The 1,718-nt window shown below is 48.5% G+C and carries 2 protein-coding genes; both read left to right on the plus strand.

What is annotated here, in order from left to right; genetic code table 11:
• The first annotated feature begins 336 nt into the window (after nt 1-336).
• Entirely contained in the window at nt 337-1,149 is an 813-nt protein-coding gene (locus WBA89_RS29890) for a segregation/condensation protein A (RefSeq protein WP_424411300.1), read from the plus strand.
• 316 nt (nt 1,150-1,465) lie between these two features.
• Nucleotides 1,466-1,718 (plus strand): nucleotidyltransferase family protein (locus WBA89_RS29895; RefSeq protein WP_424411302.1); only part of this gene is annotated, 253 nt, incomplete at its 3' end.

Below are 1,718 nucleotides of genomic sequence, written 5' to 3' on the forward strand. Positions count from 1 at the left end.
TCCGCTCTTAAGTTACGGACGCTGACTGATGTACTGCGAACTTTACTTAAGCTATACTGCATTTGATTTTCATTGTGAGGGCGGGCAAGATGCCCGCCCCACAAGATTTTCACTAACATAAGTATGCAAATTAAATGCGCGACAGCTTAGGAGCGAAAACTTCATAACTTAAGCACATCCTAAAGTTTTCTTTCCTGTAAGTTGCGAGTTCGTAAGGAGGCAGAGCCAAAGCATTTGCATTACCAGGCATATCCTGGTAACGAGCAAATTTAGGAGAAAAAAATCGGCTTTTTTCTGGGTCAGCGTATCAGCATAAAATCTAAAATCTAAAATTGAATGGTTGTTTCCAGAGACCAAAATGGTTTAGAAACGATTTCTGAGGGGATCGCAATTTTAATTGATTTGGCAGAACGGGGAGAAATCGATCCTTGGGACGTTAAAGTCATTGAAGTGTTCGATCGATGTTTGAGCCAACTGACAAACACCTGCGAAGCCGATCCGAGTAAGGATTTCTCCGATTTGTCCCACTCGGGCCAAGCGTTTTTGTACGCTTCAATGCTGGTGTTGCTCAAAGCAGAAAGTATCGTTCTCTATGAACCGCCGGCGAATCCCGAATCCGACGAGGCCGCGCTCGAAGACGCAGAACAATCGGGAGGGCGACATTTGCCGCAGCATTTGGAGCGACAACTGCGCCGTCGCGGTGTCGCTCAACTGCCGCAAAAACGCCCGGTGACTCTCCCTGAGCTCATAGAGCAGTTGCAGCTAATGAAAGCAGCAATGGAGCAGACTGTTGCTCCGCGCCGCCGCCCAACCTCAAAAATGCGATCGCAAGCCGCCCAGGCTATCTTTGAGCTGGCTCACCAAGAAAATTTGGTGGAAACTGCTAGCGAACTGGAGCGGTTTCTGACAGAACGCGGGTCTGAAATTGCTGAGGGTTGGCTCGACTTGGAACAACTTCTGGAACTTTGGCAGCATCACGATTGGCACTCTCCTGCTGACCCTGAACCCCCGCCACCGGCTGGGGAAGTTGACTTGCCAAATCACGACCGCGTGGGTGTTTTTTGGGCTCTGTTGTTGCTGTCGGCTCAGTCTAAAGTAGAGTTGCATCAAGAGGAGTTTTACCAAGACCTCAAAATCCGGGCGCTGTGAACTTAAACGGCATGGTAGTCAACCTGGGGAACCAATCAGTCTGCCCCTGTGTCGGTTAAGATTCGAGGTAGAACCTTGCTCGCCGACATTCTGAGGCTGAGCGTGGAATGCCGGCAGCCCGATTGCGAAGTTGTTGGTAATTTTCGATTCCTGGTTTCTTAAATCGAGTAAATAGGGAATAAATCATTAATAGCCTGGTACGATGTCGCCTATAAACAAGTCGGGATTGTGCTGCGATCGCGATCGCTGCGATCGCAACCGCTAGCATCTAAGTGTTGAGTTGATATCAATTAATAGAGGGTTGAGGAAGTTAATAATGAAAGCGATGATTCTGGCGGCCGGTAAAGGCACTCGCGTCCGTCCCATTACTCAGACAATACCCAAACCGATGATTCCGATCCTGCAAAAGCCAGTGATGGAATTTTTGGTTGAATTGCTCCGGCAGCACGGGTTCGATCAGATTATGGTCAATGTTTCTCACTTGGCCGACGTGATTGAGAACTATTTCCGAGACGGTCAAAAGTTTGGGGTACAAATTGGCTATTCTTTTGAAGGCCGGATTGAAGACG

This window comes from Microcoleus sp., assembly GCF_049646505.1.
GTDB lineage: Bacteria > Cyanobacteriota > Cyanobacteriia > Cyanobacteriales > Microcoleaceae > Microcoleus.